The sequence below is a fragment of the Bradyrhizobium sp. dw_411 genome (assembly GCF_018449695.1).
Lineage (GTDB): Bacteria > Pseudomonadota > Alphaproteobacteria > Rhizobiales > Xanthobacteraceae > Bradyrhizobium.
Window position 1 is genome coordinate 387,436 of record NZ_JAAVUY010000005.1, and the last position, 24,335, is coordinate 411,770.

Here is a 24,335-nt window from a genome sequence, read left to right on the forward strand (position 1 = left end):
GGCCGCGCATGATCACACTCATTCGCACCGCAATCCTCTCGTTGATCGCGCTCACTGCTGCCGGCTGCACGATTCCGTTGCGCGAGGCCCGCGACGAGGCGCCGCCGCCGGCGAGCGATCCGCTCGATGCCCGCCTCCTGCGCTGCAGCGCGCTGGGTCCGAAGGCTGCCGCCGACGATGCCGACTGCCAAGGCGCCTGGGCGGAAGCGCGCCAGCGCATCCAGCCGCCACTGATGGGGAAGTGAGCCATGAACAACACCGGCGTGATCGATCATTTCCTGGATGTGTTCACCCGCTACATCGATTCTGGCTTCGGCCTGGTCGGCGGCGATGTCCAGTTCCTCAGTACGACTCTCATCGGGATCGACATCACGCTCGCCGGGCTGTTCTGGGCGATGTCCGCGGATGAAGACGTCATCGCGCGGCTGATCAAGAAGACGCTCTATATCGGCTTCTTCGCCTTCATCATCGGCAACTTCAACAGCCTATGCCGCGTGGTGTTCGAGAGCTTCTCCCAGTTGGGGCTCAAGGCTGCCGGGTCCGCCCTGTCGTCGGCCGACTTCCTGCGGCCGGGTAAGCTCGCCCAGGTCGGCGTCGACGCCGGCAAGCCGTTGCTCGAGGCGGCCAGCGGGCTGATGGGTTACGTCTCATTCTTCACCAACTTCGTGCAGATCTTCGTGCTGCTGACCGCCTGGGTCATCGTGGTCGTCGCCTTCTTCATCCTGGCGGTGCAGCTCTTCATCACGTTGATCGAGTTCAAGCTGACGACGCTCGCCGGCTTCGTGCTGATCCCGTTCGCGCTGTTCAACAAGACGTCGTTCCTGGCTGAAAAGGTGCTGGGCAACGTCGTCGCCTCCGGCGTCAAGATCCTGGTGCTCGCCGTCGTCGTCGGTATCGGCACCTCGCTGTTCTCCGAGTTCACGCAAGGTTTTGCCGGCAATCAGCCGACCATCGAGGACGCGCTGGCGATCATGCTGGCGTCGCTGTCGCTGTTCGGGCTCGGCATCTTCGCACCTTCAATCGCGGCGGGCCTTGTGTCAGGTGCACCGCAACTCGGCGCCGGAGCCGCGGTTGGCACCGCGCTCGCGGCTGGCGGACTGGGCGTGGCGGGCGCTATGGGAGCCCGCGCCGGCGCCAGCATCGCCGGCAGCGCGATGGGTGCGGGCGCGCGTGGTGTCGGCGCGGCGGCCGGCATGTCGCCTTCGTCTGCGTCATCATCATCGTCCTCGCCCAGCGCCGGAGCACCCACCTGGGCGCAACGCCTTCACCGCGTCCAGACCATGAAGAGCGGCGCATCAACCGCCGCGCACGCGGTCCGCTCCGGCGATCATGGCGGTGGTTCGAATTCCGTTCCTCTCAATCAGGATGACCGCGCATGAATCCATTCCGCAGACCCAGCGTCCGCTACGGCAAGACACCGGCGCCCGAGACGCCGTATCAGAAAGCCGCGCAAGTCTGGGACGAGCGCATCGGCTCGGCACGGGTACAGGCGCGAAACTGGCGGCTGATCGCGTTCGGCAATCTGGCGCTGGCCGCCGGACTCGCGGGCGGCTTGGTCTGGCACGCCATGCGCGGCACAGTCGTCCCTTGGGTGGTGCAGGTCGACCAGCTCGGCCAGGCGCAAGCCGTGGCGCCGGCGATCGCCGACTACAAACCGACCGACGGCCAGATCGCCTGGCATCTGGCGCGCTTCATCGAGCAGGTGCGCTCGATCCCGGTCGATCCGATCATCGTGCGGCAGAACTGGCTGACGGCCTACGACTTCGTCACCGACCGCGGCGCGATCGCGCTCAATGATTATGCGCGCACCAACGATCCCTTTGCCAAAGTTGGCAAGATCCAGATCGCGGTCGACGTCTCCAGCGTGATCCGCGCCTCGCAAGACTCGTTCCGTATCGCCTGGGTCGAACGCCGTTACGAGAACGGCAGTCTCGCGGCGACCGAACGCTGGACCGCCATTCTCACCATCGTCATCGAGACCCCGCGCGATGCCGAGAAACTGCGCCGCAATCCGCTCGGGGTCTTCGTTCACGCCCTCAACTGGTCGAAGGAGCTCGGCTGATGCAATCCAGATCCCTGCTGCACATTATACTATGCGCCGTCCCGGTGGCCGGGTGCGCCAACAACTGGAAACCGCCGCAGATCGGATACGACGATCTGGAACCGGCGGTGCTGCAAAGCGAACCGCCGAAGCCGATCCAGGTGGTCGAACTCCCCAAGATCCTTCCCCTTCCCGGCCAGCTCAAGCCGCTGCCGGGGAAGACCACAGCGAAACCCGAACCGAAAGACCCTAAGGAACGGGTCGCCAAGGCCAATGACGCAGCAAGGGTCCAACCGACGCGGCATGGCTATCTCAACGCCGTGCAGGTTTATCCGTTTGTCGATGGCGCGCTCTATCAAGTCTACACCGCGCCAGGCCAAGTGACAGATGTCGCGTTACAAGAGGGCGAGCAACTGGTCGGCTCCGGCCCGGTCGCCGCCGGCGATACGGTGCGCTGGGTGATCGGCGATACCGAAAGCGGCGTCGGTCCGACCAAACGCATTCACATCTTGGCCAAACCGACGCGGGCGGATCTGACCACCAATCTCGTCATCAACACCGACCGGCGGACTTACCTGATGGAGCTGCGCTCGACCGAGAAAACCTACATGGCCTCGGTGTCGTGGCAATATCCGCAAGACCAGTTGATCGCGTTGCGCCGGCAGAATGTGGCGGCCGACGCGGCCGCACCGATCGACAGCGGCCTCGATCTCGGCAAATTGCGCTTCCGTTACAGCATTGAAGGCGACACACCGCCGTGGCGTCCCAGCCAAGTGTTCGATGACGGCTCAAAAGTCTACATCGAGTTCTCGCACGGCATTACGCAAGGGGAGATGCCGCCGCTGTTCGTGATCGGCAGCGATGGCGGCGCCGAACTCGTCAATTACCGCGCCCGGCAGAACTACTACATCGTCGACCGGCTGTTTGCCGCGGCCGAGCTTCGCCTCGGCGGCGACAATCAGCAGAAGGTCCGGATCGTGCGCACCGACGGGTGGAAACTATGGTGAGCGATCCGCGTCCCCATCCCGACGACGCGCTCGCCGCGCAACTGCGGCTGCGGCCGGAGCGACCGCGCGTGACCCGGCTTTCCCGTAAAGTTTTGGCCGGGCTCGGCGGCATCGTCGGCATCGCCGTGCTCGGCGCGATGATATGGGCGCTGCAATCGCGCTCGGCGCGCCAGGACAATGGCACGGAGCTTTACAGCACCGACCACAAGACCACCGCGGACGGACTGCAGACGCTGCCGAAAGACTATGCCGGACTGCCCCGCGACACGCCGCCGCCGCCGCGCACGGTGCCGCAACTCGGCCCGCCCCTTCCCGGCGATCTCGGCCGGCCGATCCTCGCCGCGCAAGGCGCGTCAAGCGCGGGACTCGATGCCGGCGAACAGCGCATCGTGCAGGAGAACGAGGCGGCCCGCGTCAGCCGCGTCTTCGCCAGCACCAATGTGCGGCAGACCCCCTCAAGCGCTGCAGCGGCTCCCGCGACGTCTGCTAATGCGGCGACGGCCGACGGCAAGCCGCCGCTCGATCCGGATTCTTTGCAGAACATGCAGGACCGCAAGCTCGCCTTCGTCAATGCGCCGGCAGACAAACGCACCGTGAGTTCTGACCGATTGGAGAATCCCGCGTCACGCTACATCGTTCAAGCTGGCGCTGTGATTCCGGCAGCGCTCATCACCGGCATTCGCTCCGACCTGCCCGGCGAAATCACCGCGCAAGTGACCGAGAATGTGTACGACAGCCCAACCGGGAAATTCCTGCTGGTCCCGCAGGGCGCACGCCTGATCGGCCAATACGATAGCCAGATCTCGTTCGGCCAGTCGCGTGTGCTGCTGGTGTGGAATCGCATCATCATGCCGAACGGCAAATCGATCGTGCTGGAGCGGCAATCCGGCGCGGATACGCAAGGGTACGCCGGCCTCGAGGATGGCGTCGACTATCACTGGGGCAATCTTCTGCAAGCGGCGGCAATCTCGACGTTGCTCGGCATCGGCAGCGAGCTCGTGCTCAGCGGCGACAACTCATTGGTTCGCGCGCTGCGCACCGGCAGCCAGGACACCATCAACCAGAGCGGCCAAACCCTGGTGCGCCGCCAACTTAACGTGCAGCCGACACTCACCATCCGGCCGGGCTTCCCGGTGCGGGTGATCGTCAAGCGCGATCTTGTCTTGACGCCATACAAGGTTTGAGGAGGCAACCATGGCGAAGCTCAAACTCGGCGCGCTACCGGATGAGAAGCCGGCGAAACTGACCGTGGAATTGCCGGCGAGTGTTCATCGCGATCTCATCGTCTATGCGGAAGTGCTCACGCGCGAGACGGGCCAGCAAACCGATCCGGTCAAGCTCGTCGCCCCGATGCTGGCGCGCTTCATGGCGACCGATCGCGTATTTCTGAAAGCGCGCAGAGCGAAGCCTGTACAACACGACTAACCGGCTCGTCTGTGCCGCGGCTGGCGCTGCGGACCTTTGTGCTGACGGAGCAGGTCGAGGAAGTGCTGAAGCGCCGGATTATCGTTGCTGGTGATCCAACACGCGAAGTAAGGCACCAGGCTGGGCCCCTCATTGTCGGCCACCTCGCGATAGATGACGCCGGGGTGTTGCGCTCCGGTGTCGGCCTCGTAGAGCAGCGTGATGTCGGACTCGATATCGAGAAGGCTGAGCACGAAATCGCGACCGATATGGGAGTGACGAATGGCCGGCAGATCGCCGGATGCGTTGAGCCTGGACAACAAATGGTCCCTGAGCTCGGGACCGGGATCGCGGCCGAGCAGGATATGTTCGTTGCGCAGATCGTCCCACTTCAACGTCGCCTTGTTGGCGAGGGGATGCGTTGCCGCCATCGCGACCAGGATCTTCTCGGACCATAGCGGCACGACGTCATGCATGCCGCTGCGGAAATGACCGGCGACGATGGCGACATCAATCGAACCCGCGTTGAGCCGCTCCATCAACTGGCCGCGCTCGCCTTCCACATATTGCACGTCGACACTTGGGAAGGCCTGCTTGTACTCGCGGATCGCCATGCGCAGATGGCCTGAGGACGGCGAAACGTAGAGGCCGATGTTCAACGCGCCAGTCTTGCCGCGCGCGATGGTTTTGGCATTGATCAGCACCGTGTTGAGTTCGTCGAGGATGCGACGGATCGGTTTGAAAAACGCGTTGCTGGCGGCGGTTGGACGAATGCCGTGACGGTGGCGCTCGAACAGTTTGACGCCGAGTTGCGTTTCGAGACTCCTGACGCGGCGGCTGACGGTCGATGCGGGAATGCCGAGCAGCGTGCCGGCCTTGTGAAAGCTGCCCTGCTCGGCTGCGATCAAGGTCTGGATCAAGACATGGAGTTCAACGTGCCTGATCATGACGGGGATCCAGACAGGAGTGCGCGGCCGCCTCACCGAGGCGGCAGCTTCCAGTGCGATGCCGTGGTTCCTGCTCACCCCCATGAACGCTGAGCAGGGATCGTCCGCCGCGCGATGATGCCGCCCGGCGCGCTGTGTCTCATGTTGTGGGAAGAGCGCTCGCGCGCAAAACTTGCCACCCTCTGATAAGACAACTCGGGGGAAGCAAACCTGCAAAGGGTCTGCTATGCGCCGCGCGCGGATCGACCCGGCTCAACTCAGCAGGACGAGCCCGCCAGGCAAGGACGTCGCATGCGCGCCGAACAGTTGTTCGACTTGCGTGACGAAAGAATCGAGCTTTTTGATCTCGAAGTCGCCGTTGACGGCGCGCTGCCTGAGCTCCGCGCTGACGATGACGATCTTGCCCGGCCGATAGCGGTTGACCTCCTCGACCACGGCCGCCAACGGACGATCGCGAAAGATCAGCAATCCGGACTGCCATGCGGTCACCTGGGCGGGGTCGACGTTCATCGATGGCCCAATACCGGCGCGGGTGTAGGAGAGCTGCTGGCCTTTGCCGATCCGGACGGACTGGCCGGAATGCTGAACGTCGACCGTTCCATTCAGGCAGGTCACGGAGACCGCGGCATCGAAGCATTGGGCATTGAATTGGGCTTCGCTCGCCCCGATCTGTCCGCCGGCGGCGAGCATGACCAACGGACCCGACGCCGGATGCCGCGCGTCGACGAGGACCTCGCCGGAGATCAGCTCGATGGTCGGCTGGCCCTGCTGCGACCGCAGCGCGATGCTGGTCTGGGTGTTGAGGTCGAGCGAGACCTCGGGCGTGACCTGGACCTTGCGCTGCTCGCCTTTGGCGGTTCGATAGTCGGCCGACAATTCCTGCAACGATGGCCACAGGCCCAAGGGCGGCTGGATGACCGCATAGCCAGCGGCAGCCGCCGCGGCGAGACCGCCGCCGAGAACGAAACGACGACTGATCCGTCGGCGCCCGGCGGCGGCTTGCGCGATGCGCGGCGCGGTCGCCGGCGTCGTCAGCCGACCCGCGACAATCCCCGCGTCCCGTTGGATACGGGCGGCGCGCTTGAACGCGGCCTCGTGCGCGGCGCTCTGGCCCCGCCATCGTTCGAGCGCTTCGACATCATCCCGGGTCGGCTCACCCGTCTTGAGATGCACGATCCACGCGATGGCCTCGTCGAGGAGCGGATCTGGCCCGGGCGCTTCAGGTGGGAGGGTCACAGTTTTCGCTCATGAGCCGCGCAAGCCGCCGAAATCCCCCTCCGCGGCAGGGAGGCGTTCATCCCGTATAAATGATTCTCGCCAACGGCGGTCACCGGGGCGGTTGGCCGTGAACTCCTCAAATCTCTGACGCCCCCCTTCACGCTCATTCCCCTACGGCGGGCTGCAACGCCCTGCGCGACCCGGCCGCCGAGATCGCTTCCGATGTGTGCTGAGACAACCGATCGAACCCCGCGGCGGACGTGCCCTATTCAGTAGACAACTGGGGAGGGTCGATCATGAAAGAAAATATTGCAATCGTGGATATGACCCGGGGAGCCGCGATAATCGGCATGCCCGGATCACGTGTCTGTCGGTGGCGATGATTAAAGCCGGCTGGCCAGGGCGCGGGATGGCATCACACCCGCGGACGTGGACCTCCGAGGCGGGCAAGGAGCGGCCGGTTGAGGCTATGGGCGCAATGTTGCAGCGCCTGCTGATAGTCTGCGGCGACGGTGCGCACGCTGACCTGCAGGATTTCAGCGGTCTCTTGCGCGGTCTTGCCCTCAAGCGACATCAGACGGAGGACGTGACGCGGTCGCTCGGGAAGCTGCAGCAGCGCCCGTTCGAAGGCCTGAAAATCCGAGCGCGCCTCGGCGGTTCTTGCCGGATCCGGCATCTCGTCGGTCACATCGATCAGCGCCTCGATCTCGGACGGAGAGACGCGATAGGTCTGCGCCTTGCGGCGGTTCTTGGCGATATTGATGGCGGTGCGGAAAATGTAGTCGGCGGGACTGCGGACCTCGGTGGTTTCGGGGACACCGTCCAGCCTCACGAAGGTCTCGTGCAGGGCTTCATAGGCGAAATCCGACGACCCCAAGCGCCGCGTCAGGTGCTTGATCAGGTTATCGTAATTTTCGACAAGTTGCCGGCGCAGCTTGAGCCGATTGGTATCCGCCACGTTCGCGGGCCCCTACTCGTACCACCTCGAGCCCCTAGATTCCGAGGATCAAGTGGTCGTAACGGCCCCGAACTACGGATTTATGACAAAACGACGAACCCACCGTCATAGCTCCCCTGCCGCATTCGACCGGGCGCAGACGTGGCTTTCCGGTCACGGCGGATCGAAGCCGAGCGCCAATTCGATCTTAATCGGATCGGGCAAGGCCGAGGGAATGACCGGGAGCGGTTGGGCGCGGCGCAGCGTCTCGATCGCGGCCTGGTCGAGCACCGCCTCACCCGAACTGGTCTTCACCCAGGCGCCCAGAAGCTTGCCGTCCCGGCTGACGGAGAACACCGCGCGAACTGTGCCTTGCAAGCGTTTGAGTTCGGCCGCTCTGGGGTATCGCTGAAACCGGGCGATGTGCCGCAACAGGGCATTCCTGAATTCCAGCGTGGCTGGAGTCGACGACGCGTCGGACGATGGCTGGCTCGCGCTCGGCACGGCCGGCTCGGAAACCGTTGGCGCCTCGGTCGGCAGCGCGGCCAGGGTCTGGTTGGCCACGGCGGCTGGCGCTTCGGTCTGACCGCTGGTTGGGTTTGGAACGCTGATCGCAGACGATAGGGTGGCCGGGGCGACCGGGACCGGGATTGGATCGGGGCGCGGCAGCAAATGGACCTGGACGAGCGTGGTCGATTCCGGCGCGCCGCCGCCCGCCGCGACCTGGAGCCGGAGCCAATAGACGCCGCCGATAAACAGCATCCCGACGATCGCCGGGAACAGGACCAATCGCAAAAGCTCGGTGGACGACGATGGGTCCGGATCGTTGCCTTCCGGATCAATCGTCTCGGACGAGAAGTCGTGTCGCGCGGTGAACGTCATCGGGACGTTCTCACCACGATCACCGCCCGCACCGGCTGGGGTGCATCCGCGGGGGTCGGCCGATTGATCGTCAGGCCCTGGATGGTGGACGTGATGGCGGCGTCGCGTGTCGTGTCACCCGTTGACTGCAACAGCGCGGTCTTCTGAACGGTACGGCCGGGATCGATCCACAGATCGAGCACCGCGCGGTAATTGCCCGACCCCGTGGTCGTGTTCTTCAGGAGCGCGCGCTGGATTTCGGCGCGGACGCTCTCGCTGTAGTCCTGAAACCGGGCGAGATCATTGGATTTGCCCGGCGCGCGAACGCGCAACTCGCCGATCGACAGATCGGCAGTCGCCAAGGGATTGACTGGGGGCAAGTCCAGTCCGGCGGGCGCCACGAGCGTAATCGCGTCCGATCGGGCATGACGGACTTCGAGGTCGGTTCCGGTCAGCAGGCGCTTGAGCGCCTCGTCCGGGGTGAACTGTCCCTGCACCGCTGCCGACTGTCGGCCGATCGCCGAGCGGCTCTCGTAGAGCACCTGGATGCCTACCTTTCGTCCGTAGGCGTGCAAGGCATTTGCGAGCGGCTGTGAGGGAATCGCGAAATCAAGCGGCTGCGTTGAAGACGGCTGTTCGGGTTCGGCCGCCTTGGCGACGCAGATCAGCGCGACGACCACCGCGGCAACCGCCACCATCGCCCGCGTCCCGGTCGCTCTCCGGGCGACGGGAAGAAGAGCCGCCATCGGGGCGCCAAGCTGCCGTTCCTGCGTTAACATTCGTCGAACTCTTTCACACACGCCGCACGGGGTATCCGACCGCAGGTTTCGCCCCGAAACGGTCATTGCGGACCCTTGATCGACGCGCAGCCGACCGGCACCCGCTTGAGCCAAGACCTTGTGATATAGCCTAATTGTAACAGATATCTATCCGCACCCCCACGACGTCGCCCGTGGCCGGATCGAGGGCGCGCCAACACGATAAATGCACGCCAAGATTACCCGACTGGCCGCTTTCAGACCATCTTTTCAAGGGTCTTGCTGGTCCTGGCGGCGTCTACCGCCGCGGTCCCAGCGGCGAGGTGTAAACGAGCGGCGGCGGCCGATACGGCACGACCGAATGTCCAAAGTTCTTGCCGTATTGCTGTTGGACGCCCGGAATATTGATGACACCGATCTTGGTATCCGGCGAGCGCGCATCGAGCGGCGGGCTGTTCACCGACGGATTGGTTTCGTCGACCTTGCGTTTGAGCTGTTGATTGAGACGGTCGAACGCGTGATTGCCCTCCCCCTTGCTGTCGCCTCCGGGATTCCCTCCGCCGCTACCCGGCTGATCGGTGTGAGCGCCGCTCTTCGGTGGGGGCCCGTAGACGGTGATTTCTGGCAACGAGACCTGCGCCTCTGCGCGACACGGCATCAGGGCCGACACCGCCGTCGCGGTCATGGCGAGGATCACGGCGCGCGTCCGAAATCCCGACCGCGTTGCGCGATTTATATGAGGCACCTTCACCGCGTGGCCCTGACCTGCATCACGATCGCGCTGAGCTTTGTATTGAGGGCGGCAAGGTTGACGCGGCCGAGACCCGCCGTACCGAGACATTTGCGACGACAGGATGACGCCACGGCATCGCCGAACGTCGCGACAGGCACCGTCCCCGTGACGGGATAGCCGCGCGCGGCGAGCTTGCTGCGCACGGCTAGGCAGTAATTGACGGAGAGATATGAAAAGCGGCTCTCGCCGTGGCCGGCACGATATTTCATGACGACGGTACAAAGGTCGCCGCGCGCCAGGCGCCACGCCTGACTGAGGTAGCTGACACCGTAGTGGATGTTGTTCTCAGGTGTTGCGAGCTCGGCATTGGTCCCGGTGAAGCCGAGCATGCGCGCCGTCGACGGCAGTATCTGCATCAATCCGATTTCACCGACACCACCGATGGCGTTGGGATTGTAGCCACTCTCCACGGCCATCACCGCCTCGGCGATTTCTGGCGCGAGTCCGCCGCGTTCCGCCTCCTTCTGAATCAGGATGCGATAGCGCGCTCGCGCATCAAGTGTGGGAACAGGGGGCAATCCATCATCCGTCGAGCCAACCGTTGCGCGCAATTTGTCTGCGGAGGCAATTGGCCGTGAAGCGTTGGTGTTATCAGCTGCGCTGGCTTCAGCGAAACGTATCACGGAAGACGCGGGCGATTCCGCGCGCGCAGCACCCGACTGCGGAATTAACAATTCTGGCGCAAGCGCAAACACCAGGACCCATGACAAAAAAATATCCGACCGAGCCGACCTCGAAGAACCTGAATTGCTTTGCATAGCTCGCCTCAGTTCGGCTGATCTTTCGGCTGCACGCGGAGGCGCAGGTGCAAAGGCTGCAGCATGTCCGGCGGAGGCGCGCCGACCTTGCCGCGCGCAAGGAGAACGCGCAAATTCATGGCCGCATCGTCGCTCAGTCCATCGACCTCGACCCGCTCGATCTTGCCGTCCGGCAGAATCCACGCGCGCACGGCCAGTGTCGTTGACGCGGCGTCTGCACCGGCTTCACGCTTGGCCATGCCGTCCTGAAACTTGCGGGCCGCGGCGTCATCGGCCGCGAGCCTTTCCTGAAACCGCGCCTGCAACTGCTTGGCAAAATCCTGCCAGGACGCAGGCACCGCATTGGCCGCGCGATAATCGACGCCTTCCGCAGGAGCAGATGAAGGATCTGCTCCGACGCCGGCGACGATGATGCCGCACGCGGCACCGATCCGCTGGAGGAGACGCGTCAATGATCCAGCGCGCCGCCCTCTCGGATTATTGTTGGCCGCGCTTGCGCTGGTCATCGTCGTCGTTTCCTTCAGTGCCCTGAGAGCCGCCGTAACCGACGATCTCCACGATGATGACCGTGCTTTGCCCACTACCACTCGACGGCCCCGGCAAACCGGTTTGCTGCGTGGCGGCCGTGGCATTCGATGCCGACGTGAGGCCGGCGATATTCGGTGCCTGCACCGTTGGGACACCGTTCGTATTTCCCTGCGCTTGGATATTCGCTGCATTGAGGATTTGCAGCGCCGCGAGATTGACATCATGCGACGACCGGATTCCCGCCGCGCCGGCATCAATCGTGCCTCGCGGAGCGATCAGGAAGACGTCGGAGGGCGGCGAGTCCGGCGCCGCCTGCAGCGCGGCGATGCCAGCACCTGTTGTGGCACCCGATTTATCGGTCTGGACGAAAAGGTTCTGATCGACCTTGACCAATACCGGAGGGAAGTTCGCCGATGTCTTCGGCCCCTGACCCGCGTTGAGGTCGGCGTTCGACGACCACATGACAATGTCACCGCCACCCTCGGTGAATAGCCGGCTCTGGTTGAGCAGGAAATCGCCGTCGGTGAAGGTGTTGATGTTGCCGCCACGCAGCGTCAATACGCCCTCGTAGCCCGGGGGGATCACGGAAATCGCCGCGGGCGGTATGGACGATATCTCGCTCAGATAGCCACTGAGTAGTCGGCGTCCGCTATAAGTACGGCGCGCCGCTTGAGCGTCGGTACGCACGGTCGAGCCGGCGATCACCCGGCCACCAGGGCCGAAGATGTCGATGTCGCCGCCCCATTCGGTCTGGATCGTCGCGAGCCGCAGGTCGAGATTGCCGGTGACGACCGTCTGGTTGGCACCGTTCGAACCGCCACTCAGATCGTTCGCGGTGTAACCAAGCGATGCCGGGAACAGCGCATTCACCGCCTGATATCCACGCGAATATTGCAAGTAAGAAACGCCGTCTTTAACGGCGGTCTGTTTCAGTTCGTTGAAGTAGACCTGATTGAGGAAGGCACGCTGCTGAAGCTCCGGCAGCGCTTTGAAAGATGCATAGGCCTGCGCGTAGTCCACGTCGCTGGTGCCATAGGCTGCGGTCAACAAGCTTTTCGCGGGCTGCTGCATCCACTGGATCAGTTGCGGTGCATAGATCGATTCCGTGCCGCCACCGCTGATCTTCATCACCAGATAGGACGGCAGAGCCGCGATATTGGCAGGATCGAGATAGCGATCGCGGAAGCCATCGTAATTGATGCCCTTGGCGACGCCGAACATCACGTCGACGTCTGCACTCTTTGCCGGCAGCGAAGAATTCCATTCATTACCAACGGAAAGAATGCCGCCACCATAAGTTTCCGTGACAGATGGTGAACTGTCCCCCTTGAAGGAATTGACCGTCGCCGAATTCAGGAATGGACCAAGATCGCGTCCTGCCTCAATCATGAAAGTGCCGGAACCACCTATCACAAAGGTATTGCCCTGCAGCGCAGGCTCCGGCGCGCCCAACACCTGCCCGCCGCTCTTAACTCCTATGACGGGCACTGAAATCTGCGTTGTTGCCGTAATATCGCGGCCAGCGACGACCCGCGTGATATCGTTTGCTGACAGATTTTGACCGAAAAACATCATGTTGATGATGTCCCGTCCCGCGCCGATGCGCGCCTGCTTCGGCACGGAAAGGGTCAGGCCGGATGTCGATGTCCCGATGTCATTTCCCGCATTGATTCGTACAGGGACGGGATCGTTTGCGTGCGTTGCGATCCGCTTGTGTTGTTGGGTGCGAGTTTCGTCGGGCGTGCTCGGCAGCACACTTGGAAACGCAAGTGCGACGCCGAACGTGACGCGTGTGTCACTCGACTGGAAAGATGAAAACAATCCAGGCAGGAGGCCGGGATCGGCGTCGAGCATCGCAATCGTCGACGGCGCGATGTCACCGCCGGCGAGGAGCTGCAACTGCCCCTTCGGGCTTGGCATCAACAACACCGAGAGCCCTTCATTCGTCCCACCCGTGTTCACCGAGAGATTGCCGGTGATAGAGGTCACGCCGAACGTGCCCGGGTAAACGGCCTGTTGACTACCACCTGTGCCAGCCGCGCTGGCAAAGGGAGTGAGCAGACTATCGTCTTTATTGGCGACAAGAACGGAGCCGTTCGCGACGACAGATAGAGCGGCATTCTCAGAATAAAACCCAGATGCGTTTAAATTGCTCAACGCTTGCGGACTACCAGGAGTACTTGGCACTCTTTGTATCGGACCGAAGGCCGAAATGCCTTCGATTGTCGCGGTGCCGCCTGCGTCGAGAGTAACAGTCGCGTCCGCAATCTGTAGCCGCAGAAGATTATCAGAGCTGAATTGTCGGTTGGAGGCGTTGAATGCCTTAATGAGTCCTGCGCTGGCGAAATCGCCTCCCGCCGTAATGAATCCCACACCGGAAGCGATGTCCACGCTGCCGCCGAGGAGGTCGGATCCCGCAGTTATGGTCACGTCGCCGCGACCAAAGGTCATCAGCGCCTGGCCGGTGGTGTTTCCGTCTGTGACATTTGCCGTTACCATCGAATTTGACGCAACAACCGTAAGATCGGAAAGATTTCGTCCTGCACGAATAGCGACGTCGCCACCGCCGAGGGCACCGATCCCGCCCTTAAAGAGTTGTGCATCAAGCAGCCCGGAAGTGGTGTTGCCGACACTCCCGCTCCGCCATGGTTCATCCGGCGAACCTATCCAGGTAAAATTGCTGCCAAGAAAAGAGATGGCATTTCCAAGGGATGCATCCCGGCGGCCAAGCACGTCACCCCCTGTCGTCACTGTTATGGCGCCTCCGCCTTCGGCGTACACAGGATCGGCGACGAGGACGCCAACGGCACCGCTGGCTAAAGTGGTGTTTCCCGTGATGAAATTGCCGTAGCCATAGGTCGGTCGCGAGGAGAAATTAGTCCCCGTTTGCAGGAAAGCTGTTGGATCGACCATGATAGATGCGCCCGTGTCGGGATCGGATATCGTAACCGGAGCAGTAACCGCCGGGTGTCCGGCTGTGTAAACAGCGGTTCCGCCCAGTTGGTATCCACCGAGATCGGCTGCCGTGGTCGTCTGCCCACTCGCTGTAACGTATCTCGGCATCGAACCGTTACGCAGATCGACGTTACCCGTGGCCGACATCGCGATAGAACCGGTCCCAGTACGTACCAGCGAGCTGACTGTCGCGACGCTCTGACCGGTGCTCGCCCCCGCGAAGTAGGGATCAACATACTTCTGTATGATATAGGCCGTAGTCTTCACACTCGCGATGATGTGCAATTGGGTTGCGGCCGTCGACGAATCAGGCAAAATGCTTGCGCTTGTGCTTGCGACGGTGAAGAAGTCGTTGGACGCCGTGGGGCTGGTGGCACTGCTCATGTACAAAGTGTGCAGATAGGCATCATATTTCGGATCGCTGGGATCCGAAATCTTGGCGATGTCTCGCAAGGTAACACTGGTCAAATCATTCGTCAGCGGGACGCCGCCTATGGTCTGCCCCGACGACAACAGCAAGTCGACATAGATCAAGCTGCCTTCTCTGCTGATTTTCTTGGCGGTCGCATCATTGCCGATCAGAATGGCCTGATTGGCGTTGGGTCCATAAAAGACATTCTTGGCCATTGCGCTAGTCACGCTCAGGGCTTTTGCGATGACATCGCTTTCCCATGTACTTGAAGTGGACGAATTGGCGATGGTTACAACTCCAGCCGTCGTCGTGTTGAATGTGTTCTCATAACGAACATTCACCAAGCTGCCGCCATAGCTGTAGGTATAGTCGCCGGCGACACTCAGATTCCCATTAGAAGCCGGATTGACCAGCAACGGGCCTACACCGCCCTGAAGGACATTCGTGCTGGATCGCGACAGATCAGCGCCCGCGACAAAATTGAACGACGAGGACGAAGCAACGGCATTACCCGGCAACAGCGGCATGAGATCGGCGGAGCCGAAAGGATCTCCCACCATCGGGGGCGCGGCGGAATTTCCGCCTGCGATATATGGCACGTAAAGCGTCGCCGGCAGCGTTCCGCCCGAAGTGGACGTACCTGATACGCTGGCAGAGGCATTGAAGGTCGGCCCCAGGAGGGGGTTGGCGCCGACCTGGAAGATAAGAGTCTTAGTCGAGCTGCCGATGGACGCCGCCAGATAGTCCGGCGAGGTCTGGTCGCGGAACTGGAAGAAGCCGTCGTTAATGCTCGCGTTGATGGCGAGATCGCCGCCCGCCTGCAACGAAATCACCGGCGCTTCGCCAGACACGCTGCCGTGGTCGGTGCGATAGAGCATGGTGGTGTAGTTGGCGAAAACGTCGGCGTCCTTGCCGGGCAGGATGTAGGGCATGGTTACGCTGCCACTGGCACCCGTGAAGGTCTCGCTTCCCATCAGATTGGCGGCGGTCGCAGCCGTCACGTTGACGAAACCGGCGGCCAGATTCCAGTTTGACGCGAGCGTGATCGAGCCGTCGTTCGCCAGATCCGTGCCCGGCTTGGCGTGGAAGTTTGTCTGAGCCGCGAGGCCACCGAGATTGCTGTTGTCGGCTGTTACATTGAAATTCTGGATGAAGTCGACCAGCGTCGGAGCGCTGCCATCGCTGGGGCCTTTATCGCCGAGGAAATTGATGCCAGCGACGGTCGCCTGGGTACCGTCGGCATTGGCCGTATCCAGACCAGCGGTAACATCGAGTGTGACCGCGGTGCCATTAAGGGTGACACCGGTGTAGAGGTTACTGTTCGCCACCCCTGCCAGATCCCAGCGTTTGAAGCCCACGAGATCGATCTCCTGCGCGCCGACGATGCTGCTGGCGTTCGCGACCGAGACGTTGACGGTGTCGGCCGGCGTGCTGCCGCCCGTGGAGATGACCGGCGCGCGCAGCGTGACGGTGCCGCCCTGATCGCCCTGCACGTAGTTGTAGTATTTGACGCCATTGAGAACGAGCGGCACCAGCCGGTCGCCGGGGCGCTTGGCGGACACATCGATGATGGCATTCGCTGCGACAGTGATCTTGCCGCTGGTCCCTGTAATCGAACCGTCGGAATTGGTCTGCGGATTGGTGGTCGATGAGATGAAGTCGGTGCCGAGCGTGACGTTGCCGCCCTTGGCCTGACGTGCGTCGTCCGCAGCGTAACCGTTGGCATAGGCATAGATGCGCGCGCTATCGGTCAGCGTCACGCCGCTTTGGTCATCTGCGCCGCGGCCATAAAGAGCAACATCACCGCCGTTGATGCCGGACGTATCGATGGTGCCCGCGATGATGACGGACCCGCCATCCGCGGTAAGGTTGACCGAGCCGGATGTGAGAATCTGTCCAGCGGCAAGCGAGAGATCGCCGGTCGAGGTATGAACCGAGAAGCCGCCAGTGAAGCCCTGCGCCCCGACGCGATTGTTGAGCGTGACAAGATCGACCGCGCCGAGCGTATCGATAGCAAAACTGCCACCCCTGCCCCCGGCCGCACCGGTGCCGTCAAGCGTCGCGGAGCCAAAATCGACCCCGCCTTGCGGCGCGGATAGCGTCAATGTACCGGCGTCGCCCGCGCCGCCGCCGACCGAGAGCGTCGCATTACCGAGTGCGATGTTTCCATTTTGAGCCACCAGCGTCACCGAGCCGCCCGGAGCATTCTGGGTTGTCGGATCGACGCTGTCGCCGAACACCTTGGTGTAACCCGGCGCCTCGATCGTCGCGCCATCGGCCAGCGTGATGCTGGCGGTGGAATTGATCTGCACCTTGCCGGCGGTGGCGTTGATGGTGGTGCCGGAGACCGCGACCGACAGGCCGTTGATGGTAATAGCGCTGCCCGGAATACCGGTGAGTGCGGCAAGCGTCCCTGCCCCGGCATTGTCGATATTGACAGCGCCGGTGGACGAAAGCGTGAGATCGGGAATCGTGGCATTGGTGCCAGCGACAAGCGTCACGGCACGATCGCCGATATAGGGCGTATGGATCATCAGCGCCGCCGCGCCGACATCGAGCACGCTGCCGACGCCTTGCGAGAAAATGCCATTGGCGGCTGAGAGCGTGACGCCGTCGTCAAACGACGCGGCCACTGCGCCGCCCGTGAAGGCAATCGTGTTGGCCGCGACGGACAACGCGCCGACGCCGACGGCGGCCGTTCCGGCCGCACCGCTGTTGCCGAAGCTGACGGTGTCGCCATGAATAGCGACAGTGCCGCCATCGAGATCAGTGAGCGTTGCGGCATCGAAGCGGATGTTACCGAAGTCATAGTTTCCGCCGGCAAAATCGATGCTCGATTGCGAACGCAAGGTGAGTTGCGCGCCGCTCTGGCTCAAAAGGTTCTTGAGTGCGTCGGAAACGACAAGACCATTGTAGGTCGAAGGATCGGCGCCGAAGCCGATACGCGGCGCACCGACCGCAACGAACTTCGCGTTGTTAATGATTAAGCCGGACGACAAAGCGTCGGCACCACTGGAATCGAACATCACCGCAGTGCCGGACAGTGTGGCGGCCCCGACATTCAATGTCGCCGCCGTGGTGCTGTTGGTGCGGTTGACGAGACGTTCCGGCCCGTTGGCGACACGCAACAACGCGCCGGTGCCGGAGCCGGCGGTCGACGATCCGATCTGGTAAGCGCCGGTGCGTTTATCGGACAGCGTGCCGGTGGCGGCGATCACCGAACCATCGGCGATCGTGAGACTCGAGGTGGCGGCGAGCAGCACTTCGCCGGCCGAGAGCGGCGTTGCGGAGTCGTTTTCGACCAGCAGGTTTTGGGCCGTGACATTGAGCGTCGTCGTGCCATCGGTGTTGTCGGTGCGGGTGCCGCCGACGAACAGGCTGTCGGCATTGAGATTGGTGAGGCTTGCCGCGGTCAAATGCACAGCCCCATCCGCCGGCGCGCCTGTCAGGCTGGCGAGGATGTCGATATTGGTTCCCGCAATATCGACTTGGGCACCGCGTCCACCGGGGGCAGCAGCCGTGGAAAGAATCGCATTTACAATCAGACCAACGCCGGGATTGATGACAAGCCGGGCTGCGTCGATCGGAAGTTGCGGAACGGCGGTGCCGTTGTGGGCTGCGAGCGCGGCAAAATAGCTATTGCCGGCGGTCAGCGCGATCTGAGATTCTTTGTTGATGACCGCCTGAGATTGGACTTCGAACAGACGAACCTGCGACTGTGAGGTCCCGCCGGTGGCATTACCGTAAGTACCCGTGGTAATGATCGAGCCGTCCGTCAGCGTCCCGCTCAGCCCTGCGACGACGTTCTTTGCGCCGATCTGCTCAGCCACGCGCATGCCGCCTGGCAGCATCGCGTACTTCGCCGGCAATAGCGTGTACCAACCAGCGGCAAGGCCATTACCGCCATTGAGCCAGACCCGGCTCCCCACTCCGCTTACCGAGGAAAGATTGCCGTAGTCGGATGAGTAGATCGGGTCGAAGGCAGCGACAGATTTGTTCGAGAGACCCGGCACGATGGCATAGACCTGCCGGCCGTCGGGATACTGGAAGCCATTGTTGCTGGTGAACTGGTCCGGGTTCATCCGGTCGAGCACGTCGCGCGATCCGCCGGTGCCGGGCACGAACTCGTAGGCATAGACGTCGCCACCGCCGGTGAGATCCACCGTAACATTGGAGGCGATGGTAACATTGGCGCCGTTGAGACTCAGCAGCTTTTGCGGCGGCGCGGTCAGCGGATCGGAGTTTGTCGGCGCGAAGAACCATTCGGTCTGGTCGGTGGTGGTGCCATAAGGAATCACAAGACCGTTTGCGGAGACCGAAGTAATTCCGCCATCGGCGAGCGTCACGCTCTGCGTGGCCGGCGCGAAGGCACCGTCGACGGCGCTACCGCCCAGCGTCAGCGTGCCGAGCGGCACGCGTATCACACCACCCTGCACGATATTGGCAGCCTGCACCGTCAGATTGCCACCTGCCGAATAAGGTGCGTTGGGTGTGGCGCCACCGCTGCGGCCGAACTTGATCGTGCCGCCGTTCGAGGCCACGGGTGATGATGCGCCCGTAGTGGTGATGCTGAAGGTCGATCCGGTGGTCGGATAGAGCTGGGCGGCGTTAAACGTCAGATCACCGTTGGCAGCGATCATTCCGTTGAGCGTCGCAACCGGCGCGGTGTTAGGGAAGTAAGTCTGCTTCCAGGGGACCACGCCTGTGAAACGGATGTCGCCGCTGGCGTTGAACGTTGCGCTGGCGACCGACTGATCAATCAGTATCGCGCCAGTGAAATCAATCGCCGATGCGTTGAAGACAACGCTGCCGTTGACATTGGTTGCACCATGAGCAGGCGCCGAGATCGTATCGAAATTGCTGTCGAAGGCGACATACGGAGCGTTGATCGTCAACGTGCCGCCAGTTGAACTCAGCGTGGGCACAAGCGTGTCGGGATTGAGAGCGACTCCGTTGTTGACCACAGGCCGGGATTCCAGGAAGAGGCCACGGCCGAGCGTGATGGTGACATCACCTCCGGTGTTGCTGACGCTGCCGAGCGCCACCAGCGTGTCAAAACCGGCCGCCGTGATAAGATCGGCGGAGATAAGGTTGGCGGTGGGCATCCCCGGATCGTGCTGCGCCAGCACCGGATCGAGCGCGATTAGAGTGCCCCCGTTGGCTTGCGTCGCGCCGCCGTGCGCGAGGATATTGGCGCCGGTGAGCGTTACGCCGGCACCGGCCGAAAGCGTGCCGGCATCACTCCACACATTCGTCGAAACGTAGTGTTGATTGGTCAGGGACCCCGCGGATCCTGTCGTCAACTGGTCGTAAGTATCCGAGGCACCCGAGAGATTGAGCGTTGAACCCGGATCAAGCACCATGCTGCGCCCGGACTGGACGACATCAAGATCGCTTTGGGTAACTCCGTTTGAGGAGCGACTTGACGATGCCAATAATTGATAAACGGATCCCAGTGCTGGCTGGAATATTTTTTGCCCGGTAAGCGCCGCGTTCGAGAGCGTAGCGAGTGTGCCGCCCGCAATTATCCGGCCAGTGGCGATGCTGCCAGCACCCGCCGCATAGGGATTGCGGATGCTAACACCGGAAAGATCCGTGAGGCTTCCGGGCGCTAATTCAATACCTTCACCGGCATCAAGCATACCAAGCAAATAAATCGGATGCGGCGTCGCATTTGGGGAGCCAACTCCGGCGAGTTGCGCATTGGTCAAACTTGAGTCGTAGCGACTCGCGGCGCTCTCATCGATACTACCGTCGGGATTTGTGCTGAAGATGTCCGAGAGCGCATGGATGCCAAGAACACCTGCCTCAGTATAGAGTGTTGGCAGAATGGTCTGCTGGACAATGCTGCCGCCCGGCAGGCGAATTGTGCCCTCGTTGAGAAGACCGGAAATCGTGAGAGAAGAACCGGCATCGCCTGTTATCTTGCCGCCTTGCGCGACATGCAGTTCGAGCAGGCCACCCAGCGTGAGGTTCACTCCCCTGCGATCCCACGCGTTGACAGGGACTGAGGCCGACAGCAACGAGAACAGATCGCCCCCGCTGGCAAGATTAAGCAGTGCTGAAGTCTGATCCACATTGAGCACGCTCGGCAGCATAGTCTGGGTCAGATTGAGATTCTGGCCATTGCCGATGGTGAGCGTTTGCGTCGCGAGAACGGCATCGGTGCCGCCAAGACCATTATTGAACGGATTGGCGATGATATCCGTCTTGTAGGAGGTGATTTTGTAATTGGCGAAACCGGCGCTGGAGAAGAACGACAGCGGCAAGGTCGTCGCTTTGGCGCTCGCATTGCTCGATGCATCGTCGCTGAACGCGAACTCGGGCGTCGTCAGCGTGAAGGTACCGCCGCCGCCAAAGCCCTGTGCCCGGATCGCATTCGGATCGATCGAGACCCGCGCATTCATCTGATCCGGATTGACCGGGACATAGTTGGATGGTGTGCCAACATCTGTCCCATGTTGAAGTCCATTAACCCGGAACCCATCCAGGCTTCCGGGATTGCCATTGCTGCCTCCCCAATCCGCGATTTCGAAATAGCTGGTCTCGTCGTAGAGACTGAGATTGCCGCCGTGGGCCGTGAGATTGAACTTGCCTTTCTGGTCGATGCGTCCGCCGCCGGAAACATCGAGCAATGAACCGCTATTGATAAAGATGCTGCCGGAAAGATCAGTCGAGGTTGCCGGCGTATTCCCTGACAGGACGGACGTAACAGTCGAGACGCGCGGCGCGGCATAGAGCGTGATGGAGCCGCCATCGAGCCAGGCGCCGCCATCGATGCTCCCGTCATTAAGACCGAAATCGTTCACCCATCGGCCTCGCGTGGAGAGCATACCGTTGATGTTGATGTCAAAGTCTCCAACGGCCGCCTGAGCGGTTGAAAATACCGAGCCACCCGCCGAAATAAGCCGGCTATCGAAAGTAACCAGCGTGATGTTCCCTGACGGCGCGGACACGGTGCCGTCAATAGTGATCCTGCGGCCCGCCAATACATCGAACACACCACCCGGCGCCAACTCGACATCAGCATTGGCCGCCACCGTCACCGCGCCACTCGTGTGCAGCGAGACCTGGCTGAAGCCGGAGTTAGACAGCAATCCATCCGACAGCGCGATAGTCCCGAGCTGACCGGCGCTGAGCTGAGAAGCTGGATCGCGGGTTGGCACAATTACCGTGCCGACGTTGTCGCCCACGCCCGGTGTCGTCTGCACGGTCTGACCGTACGTTAGGTTGGTCGTCTTTGGCTGGTAGTCCGCGGCCGATTCAACAATGATGTCACCGCCGCCGGTGTAGGGATTGTTGGCGTTGCCTCCGAGGGTTTGCGCCTGCGCCTGAATGAACAGGAAACCGCCGACCGGCAATTGTGATGGCGCCGCCTGTACCGCACGTTCATCGCCATAGACCGCCGAAGTGCCAGTCCCGATCTCGCCATTGAGAAGCTGACGCTCGCCGGGGAACGCCTGAGCGAACACCGTGCTGCTGTCGAGCGCCGCCGCCGAACCCTTGACAGTCAGCGATCCGGCGTCGCGGCCCTCATTATATTGCGGCTGGTAGTAGCTGCCCGTACGCAGAAGATCGGAATAAGTGTCAACGACATTCCAGCGCGCGTGGTTGACGGTGAAGCCATTGTAAATGCCGATGTAAGTATCGTTCGGATCGGCATGACCGATATCGACGACGTGGCCATACATATCGACTAGTTGGGTGGTGCGGACGGTCCCGGCCTGATAGGTGACCCAGCCGCCGGAGATATCGATGGTGGCGCCGGCCTTGACGATGACGTTTGGCGCATTCGTCGCAGCACCGGTGCCGCTATAACTGCTCACCCCCAGCGTAACATTACCACCTTTGGTCATCAGTTCGGCGGCTGAGACACCGACCTGCTGGTAATAGCTGGCCGCGCTGATGAGCGGTGAACCAATCCACGCGACGCCGTCGGCGCGCACGCCGGAGAGACGCGGATCGACGGTAATGGTAATTCCCGCCAGGAAACTGTCCTTCAGGCTCGGATCGTCGGCGAGATCGTTGGCGGTGACGGGCGAGATGGCGATCTGGTTGCGCGAGGCCGGAATCAGGATGTCCTTTAAGCCCGACGCATCGATCACAGCACCGCTGTCCACGAATACCCGCGACGTCGCAGCCGTGCCCGTGATAGCAGTGGCGCCCGGACTGGAACCGATCACGATGTTACCCGACGGAGCATAAACGAACGCGTTGGCTCCGATATCGACCAGAGCCGAACTGTCCGCCTGCGGAAAAAGTCGAGTGCTCAGATTAGCGATTGTGATCTGGGAGGGTTTGAAATCTGCGACCGAGGTTGAATCCTGCGGAATGGTTTCGCCATTGTTGTCAGGCGTGATGGCGATGATGCTGTTGGGCGCAATTTCGATGGTGGTGCCGGACACCTCGATCGCGCCGTTGCGTGACACGCTTGTTGTAGCGAATAGGCCGCCAGCATTGACCGTAGCGCCACCATCGGTAGAACCCAAGAAAATTGAGCCGCGCGGACTCTCAATTAGACCTGTGACATCGTTGACTACGCTTTTAAGTGACGATGCAACTAAGTTTCCCGGAACAGCGAGGAAGCCACGGATTCCCGGCGCTATGCTGTCGGAGGCGCCGGTCGCCCGCACCAAGGTGAGTTGGTCACCGGCGGCGAGAACCACCTGACCGTCCATCGCTGACAGGTGACCTGCGTTCTCAATCACCGGTGCGGCGAGCAAGATGTAGCCGCCTTCGCCACCAGCGATCTGCGCGCCATTCTGCACCAGGATCGAACCGGAGCTTTGATAGGTGAAGGTACTGCCGGTCTGCGTCACCAACCCAGTCGGCGAATTTATCGTGGGCGATGTCGATGGTGAGAACTCTCCACCAACTCCTCCGTTCACATCGCCAAATCCGATCAGTCCATAGGCCAGGAACTCTTGGTTGCGCTGCGCAAGCGTCCGTATGGTATTCGTGGTTGTGTCTATGGCTCGCCCCACCTCAAGCGTCGATGCGATGAGGGAGTTTGTGTTGATCTGCGCGCCGCCGCCGAAGATGATACCGTTCTGATTGATGATAAGGACGGTGCCGTCGGCTTTGATGGTGCCGAGAATCTGGCTTGGGGAGGCGTTGCCGACGACGCGGTTGAGCGCGACCCAGCTTGCATTGCCCTGCTGGTCGAATGTCAGTGTGGTGTTGGAGCCAACATTGAAGCTGTTCCACGACAGGATGGCGCTGCTCTGGGTCTGATGAATCGTGACGTCGCTTGTACCTGGAGTCTGAACCGGCTGACTGGCTCCGATCCAATCCGTCAATCCGTCTGTCGTGCTATTGGGATTTGCGACCGGCACTAGCCCGTTCGGCCCCATTCCTTGGAATGTCGAAGGCGGCGCGCTTCGCGCCAGCGCGTGCGCCACATCTTGCGCAGCGCGCATCGCCTGGATCGCCTGAGTCGTGCGCGACAGCGAGTATTGGCTGCGCTTTGCTGCTGCAATCGCAGCCTGCTGCGCGGCCATTGCCGCATCGCTCGCGATTTGCGGCGCCGCAACCACCGCGCCGCCACTGCCAACGGGCCTCGCGCTGGCAATTCCGGGCGCCATCAGCACGAGCGCCAGGGCGCTTGTGCCGGCAAGCAAGGCTCGACGCGATAACATTGCTGGCCGCGTGAACGGTGCGCCGCCGCCCTGACTCAGACTATTCTTCGACATGGCAAATCCTTTGCGAGTACGGCG

At 62.1% G+C, this 24,335-nt stretch carries 15 protein-coding genes; 6 read left to right on the plus strand and 9 right to left on the minus strand.

The features are described 5' to 3' along the window. Nucleotides 1-8 precede the first annotated feature (8 nt). Genes trbK-alt through HB676_RS11060 form a run of 6 tightly spaced genes read left to right on the plus strand, consistent with a single transcriptional unit; the run spans nucleotide 9 to nucleotide 4,473 of the window. Nucleotides 9-245 (plus strand): putative entry exclusion protein TrbK-alt, encoded by a 237-nt coding sequence (trbK-alt, locus tag HB676_RS11035; RefSeq protein WP_213737814.1) that lies wholly within the window; start codon nucleotides 9-11, stop codon nucleotides 243-245. Between the two features lie 3 nt (nucleotides 246-248). Next, the gene (trbL, locus tag HB676_RS11040) at nucleotides 249-1,379 is read left to right on the plus strand and encodes a P-type conjugative transfer protein TrbL (RefSeq protein WP_213737815.1); all 1,131 of its coding nucleotides are present in this window, start codon (nucleotides 249-251) and stop codon (nucleotides 1,377-1,379) included. Next, nucleotides 1,376-2,062 carry a conjugal transfer protein TrbF gene (trbF, locus tag HB676_RS11045; RefSeq protein WP_213737816.1) on the plus strand — a complete coding sequence of 229 codons (687 nt, stop codon included), beginning with the start codon at nucleotides 1,376-1,378 and terminating at the stop codon, nucleotides 2,060-2,062. The genes trbL and trbF overlap by 4 nt, the downstream gene beginning before the upstream one ends. Next, a complete protein-coding gene (gene trbG, locus HB676_RS11050) occupies nucleotides 2,062-3,048 on the plus strand; it encodes a P-type conjugative transfer protein TrbG (RefSeq protein ID WP_213737817.1) in 987 nt (328 codons plus the stop codon). Before trbF ends, trbG begins: the two co-directional genes overlap by 1 nt. Then, entirely contained in the window at nucleotides 3,042-4,232 is a 1,191-nt protein-coding gene (locus HB676_RS11055; RefSeq protein WP_213737818.1) for a TrbI/VirB10 family protein, read from the plus strand. The genes trbG and HB676_RS11055 overlap by 7 nt, the downstream gene beginning before the upstream one ends. 10 nt (nucleotides 4,233-4,242) lie before the next feature. Next, nucleotides 4,243-4,473 carry a DUF2274 domain-containing protein gene (locus HB676_RS11060; protein WP_213737819.1) on the plus strand — a complete coding sequence of 77 codons (231 nt, stop codon included), beginning with the start codon at nucleotides 4,243-4,245 and terminating at the stop codon, nucleotides 4,471-4,473. Here the strand turns inward: HB676_RS11060 and HB676_RS11065 are convergent. The 9 genes from HB676_RS11065 to HB676_RS11105 form a co-directional block, all read right to left on the minus strand. Beyond that, nucleotides 4,470-5,399 (minus strand): LysR family transcriptional regulator, encoded by a 930-nt coding sequence (locus HB676_RS11065; protein WP_213737820.1) that lies wholly within the window; start codon nucleotides 5,397-5,399, stop codon nucleotides 4,470-4,472. The genes HB676_RS11060 and HB676_RS11065 overlap by 4 nt on opposite strands. 252 nt (nucleotides 5,400-5,651) lie before the next feature. Then, on the minus strand, nucleotides 5,652-6,635 hold the full coding sequence (locus tag HB676_RS34230; RefSeq protein ID WP_213737821.1) for a FecR domain-containing protein: 984 nt from the start codon (nucleotides 6,633-6,635) through the stop codon (nucleotides 5,652-5,654). A gap of 397 nt (nucleotides 6,636-7,032) precedes the next feature. Beyond that, entirely contained in the window at nucleotides 7,033-7,575 is a 543-nt protein-coding gene (locus HB676_RS11075; protein WP_213737822.1) for a sigma-70 family RNA polymerase sigma factor, read from the minus strand. A gap of 153 nt (nucleotides 7,576-7,728) precedes the next feature. Beyond that, nucleotides 7,729-8,436, minus strand: a complete 708-nt coding sequence (locus HB676_RS11080; protein WP_213737823.1) for an energy transducer TonB — start codon at nucleotides 8,434-8,436, stop codon at nucleotides 7,729-7,731. After that, nucleotides 8,433-9,194 carry an STN domain-containing protein gene (locus HB676_RS11085; RefSeq protein WP_249780169.1) on the minus strand — a complete coding sequence of 254 codons (762 nt, stop codon included), beginning with the start codon at nucleotides 9,192-9,194 and terminating at the stop codon, nucleotides 8,433-8,435. Before HB676_RS11085 ends, HB676_RS11080 begins: the two co-directional genes overlap by 4 nt. Before the next feature lie 277 nt (nucleotides 9,195-9,471). Beyond that, nucleotides 9,472-9,858 (minus strand): hypothetical protein, encoded by a 387-nt coding sequence (locus tag HB676_RS11090; RefSeq protein ID WP_213737870.1) that lies wholly within the window; start codon nucleotides 9,856-9,858, stop codon nucleotides 9,472-9,474. 62 nt (nucleotides 9,859-9,920) lie between these two features. After that, complete coding sequence (locus tag HB676_RS11095) at nucleotides 9,921-10,724, minus strand: transglycosylase SLT domain-containing protein (RefSeq protein ID WP_213737824.1); 804 nt, start codon at nucleotides 10,722-10,724, stop codon at nucleotides 9,921-9,923. An 8-nt stretch (nucleotides 10,725-10,732) separates the two neighbouring features. Further along, nucleotides 10,733-11,230, minus strand: a complete 498-nt coding sequence (locus HB676_RS11100; protein ID WP_213737825.1) for a hypothetical protein — start codon at nucleotides 11,228-11,230, stop codon at nucleotides 10,733-10,735. After that, nucleotides 11,202-24,311 carry a filamentous haemagglutinin family protein gene (locus HB676_RS11105; protein WP_213737826.1) on the minus strand — a complete coding sequence of 4,370 codons (13,110 nt, stop codon included), beginning with the start codon at nucleotides 24,309-24,311 and terminating at the stop codon, nucleotides 11,202-11,204. Before HB676_RS11105 ends, HB676_RS11100 begins: the two co-directional genes overlap by 29 nt. Between the last annotated feature and the right edge of the window lie 24 nt (nucleotides 24,312-24,335).